This is a genomic window from bacterium (assembly GCA_035703895.1).
GTDB lineage: Bacteria > Sysuimicrobiota > Sysuimicrobiia > Sysuimicrobiales > Segetimicrobiaceae > Segetimicrobium.
In genome coordinates, this window is sequence record DASSXJ010000111.1 from 1 (window position 1) to 3862 (window position 3862).

Genomic DNA, 3862 nt, shown 5'->3' on the forward strand with positions numbered 1-3862 from the left:
CCATGGAGCGAGAGGAGCGAGAGATGAAGCTCACAATCTTCGCGGCGACCGGCGGTATCGGTCGGCAAGCCCTCGAGCAGGCCGTCGCCGCAGGTCACGAGGTCACAGCAGTCGTACGAAACCCGAAGAAGCTGTCCGCAACGGTACGCGTCGTCACAGCAGACCTGGCGGCTGCAGACCAGGCCGCACTCAAGTCCGCGGTCGAAGGAGCCGACGGGGTGCTCTCCGCCCTTGGTCCACGGTCGATATCCGACGCCGGAGTCGCCTCGCAGGGTACGCGGGCCATCGTCCAAGCGATGAAGGCAGCGGATGTGCGACGCATTTTCGTCGTCAGCGCCGCGCCGATCGGGACCGTGCCATCGCCGGGCCGGCCGAAGTCGCCGAAGCACGACCCGGGCGATGGGTTCTTCATGCGGCACCTATTCAGTCCGTTGATAAAAGCCGTGCTCCGCAAGCCCTATGCCGACCTCGCCCTGATGGAGGACATCCTTCGGGACAGCGGCTTGGACTGGACCATCGTACGACCACCTCGGTTGACCAACAAGCCCCTGACCGGCATCTACCGGACGGCGTCCGGGCAGAACCTCCCGGGCGGCTTCTTCATTGCACGCGCCGATGTCGCCCATTTCATGCTTCGCGCGCTCAAGCAACCCGAGACAATCAAGCATACTATCGGAATCGCTTACTAAGCGAATGAAATACCCCCATGTCTTAGCCGTCTCAGATCTATTATGGGAGGGCAATTAAGATCTAAGAATGTATTCTGGGCTATCTGCAGCGGTTCTCGCTACTATCGCGCTCCTCGGCCCGCCCATTATCGCACAGGGCCCACTGACTGCGCAGGAACCCCCACAGCGTAGCATCTTCATTATCAGCGTCTGGGAGCTTGTTCAAGGAGGCCAGAGAGAAATCTGGAGGGGGGTCGACCGCGGCACCGCCTTTTTCATCTCCAAAGAGGGCAGAGCGCTGACCGCTAGCCATGTAGTGTATCGGGCACGCACCGACCGAAGGTATCGACTTCTCGCGATTGTGGGAAGGGAATTCTATAGTGCCTCTCTCATCTGTGCCAGTGAGCTGCCCTACGATCCAATGAGCCGGCACACCACGGTACCGCTTTCCCGGGATGTGGCGGAGATCCGGCTGATCCCGGCGGATTTCCCTTTCGACGACATACGCTACAATAACGTCCCCTACGCGACGGCTCATCGGGGGTCGCTTCCTGCGTTCCCAGCGCTGCCGCTTGGACCAGACCCGGGCGTCGGCGACCGTGTACGAGTGCTGGGATTTGGCGCGGCGCAGCAACCACTCCCCTACGAATGGTCCGCGGAAGGCGAAGTGAGTCGCAAATTGGACTTCACGGATGGCACGCCCGGATTCAAGATCTTATTCGCTACCAAGCCCGCCGTCCCGGGGCATAGCGGCTCTCCTGTGCTCAATTCCACCGGACAAGTCGTGGGCTTGTGGGACTGGCACGATTCCCAAGACGCTCAGCTTGGCACAGCGATCAGTAGCCTAGCGCTTCAGCCAGCTTGCCCATAATCGTAGGGTACTACCGTCGGGGCCTCGCAGAAACCCATACCCTTACCTGCTGTGGGAGGCTATGCGGCCTCCTGGCTGGGTATGCCGGGAGGGCATATTGATCGAACGACCCCCCGTAGGACGATCGTGTCATGCAGGATGCCCCCTCATACCGCCCGAAACTCAACGCCGTGCACTTGTCCCGACGCACCTTTGTAGGCCTGCTGGCGGCGGGCGCGGTAGGATTGATCGCGGGCGCCCTGGGGGCGCTTGACTCGCTCCGAGGCCTGCGGCACAGGCTCGATCCGCTTGCGCTGGACGATGCCCCCACCGGACCGATCAATACAGTAAACCTGCGCACGCTTCTCGCCGCGACCCGTGCCGTCGTCAACGAGCCAATTGAGGGGGAGCACTATGCCGCGTTCTTCCGCTGGCGAGCAGAGCATCTGCGTGGGCATCTCGCGCTCTATGATCGTTTTCACGCGACGGTCAATCAAATGGCCGAGCGCGCCGAGGGACGCGCATTCGCCCAGTGCCTGGTCGCGACCCAGCGGCGGATCCTCCAGCGAGTCTTCGAGGCCCGCACCGACGCCACCACTATGCGGCGCCCGCGCCGGGGTGACCGCGACTGGTTGCTCTACGACCGGTACATAGTGCGAGACGTCCTCGCGCTGTTCGCTCGGACCGACGTGTGGACCCTGCTCGGCTATGAGACGTGGTCGGGGACGCCGCGGGGACTCGACCGCTACCGGGAGGTGCCACGCCGGAAGGCGTAGGCCCGGGCGGATGCGTCCATGACCGAGAGCACGGTGGCCATTGTCGGGTCGGGCATCGCCGCCACCACAGTGGCCTCCCTGCTTACCCAACGTGGGATTGATGTGCACATCTTCGAAAAGGGGCCCGCGTATCCCTACCCTCACGCGAGCCAATTCCAGGAACGCATCCAGTATGGGTACGACAACCCCGACTATCGCCTCTCCGGGGATCTGAAGGATCTCACGCTAACCGGGACCTATCGGTATCCCCTGAATGACGAGCGTCGCATGATGGTGGGTGGGTCGGCGACGGGTTGGGCCGGGATCACCCTCCGGATGTTGCCCCATGATTTTCGAACGCAGAGCCTGTATGGGTACGGAACGGATTGGCCGCTTGACTATGACGCCCTGGAGCCTTTCTATTGTGATGCCGAGGCATTTCTCGGCGTGTCCGGAACCGATGCCGACAACCCGTTCGCGCCTCCGCGGTCCCGGCCGCACCCGCTCCCGCCGTTTCCGCTGAGTTACGATGACCTCCTCCTCGCGGAGCGCTTGCGCCGACAGGGCCTCGTGTTGCACACGACGCCCCAAGCGAGAACGCGAGCCCGATATCGCGAGCGGCCGGGCTGCATGAACATCGGCGCGTGCGAAGTCTGTCCCATCGGAGCACGGTACTCCCCCGGCGTACATCTTCAGGAGGCGCTCGGGACGGGACGCTGCCGACTCGTCCCCACCACCTCGGTCAGACGGATCGCCGTGGACCGGTCCGGGCGGACGACCGGGCTGGTCTACCAGGAGAACGGAGCGGCCACGCCACGTGAGCATCACGCCAAGGTGGTCATCATCGCCGCAGGCGCGATCGAATCGGCGCGCCTTCTCCTGATGTCAATGGGCGACCGCCGTGTGCAGGGGTGGCCCTCCGAGGAACAGATCGGTCAGCATCTGACCTTCCACCATCTTTGGTGGGGCGTCCTCCGTTATGCAGATGTCCTTTTCCCCGGGCGCGTGGGGCCACTTACCGGGCAGAGCCATCAATTCTTGGACGTGGCACGCCGTGGGCGACATGGCGGCGTCAAGATCGAGTTTTCCTCGAACATCACCGCGCCCCCGTTTCTGCAGATCGGGTCCGCCGGGTCCGGGACGGAGATCCTTCAGGCGATGCGACCCGTACCGCGGGAGCGCGTGCTGTATCTTCATGCAGAATCCGAGCCGAGTCCCCGCAAGTACGTGGCCCTGTCAAACAGACGGGATAGGTTCGGGGATCAGTACGCCCACGTCCATTATGAATGGACGCCCTTCGATCATGAAACGTACGTATTCGCAAAAACACTGTTTGACCAGTTCGCACGGGCCACGAGAGCCACTGAGGCGCACCTTGAGGGACCCGAATCCTACTTCTCCGGAAATCACCACATGGGGACGTGCCGGATGGGATCAGGCGCAGGCACGAGTGTGGTCGACCCCTTTGGACGAGTTCACGGCAGTCCGAATCTGTTCGTAGTGGGGAGCAGCACCTTTGTCGGCTCGTCCGCCGTCAACCCTACGCTCACGATCGTGGCGCTGGCGATACGAACGGCGCAGTATTTGGT

3 protein-coding genes are annotated in these 3862 nt (G+C 62.9%); all 3 read left to right on the forward strand.

Annotation, left to right across the window (positions count from 1 at the left end; translation table 11 throughout):
- Positions 1 to 689: NAD(P)H-binding protein (locus tag VFP86_07700; protein ID HET8999512.1), on the forward strand; the 689-nt coding region annotated here is incomplete at its 5' end.
- A 981-nt stretch (positions 690 to 1670) separates the two neighbouring features.
- The gene (locus tag VFP86_07705) at positions 1671 to 2294 is read left to right on the forward strand and encodes a hypothetical protein (GenBank protein HET8999513.1); all 624 of its coding nucleotides are present in this window, start codon (positions 1671 to 1673) and stop codon (positions 2292 to 2294) included.
- 18 nt (positions 2295 to 2312) lie between these two features.
- Positions 2313 to 3862, forward strand: a 1550-nt coding sequence (locus tag VFP86_07710; GenBank protein HET8999514.1) for a GMC family oxidoreductase, incomplete at its 3' end; no start/stop codon positions are given.

Excerpts from the sequence above, each read along its gene's own strand:
- VFP86_07705 (HET8999513.1), top strand. The coding sequence starts at position 1,671 with ATGCAGGATGCCCCCTCATACCGCCCGAAACTCAACGCCGTGCACTTG.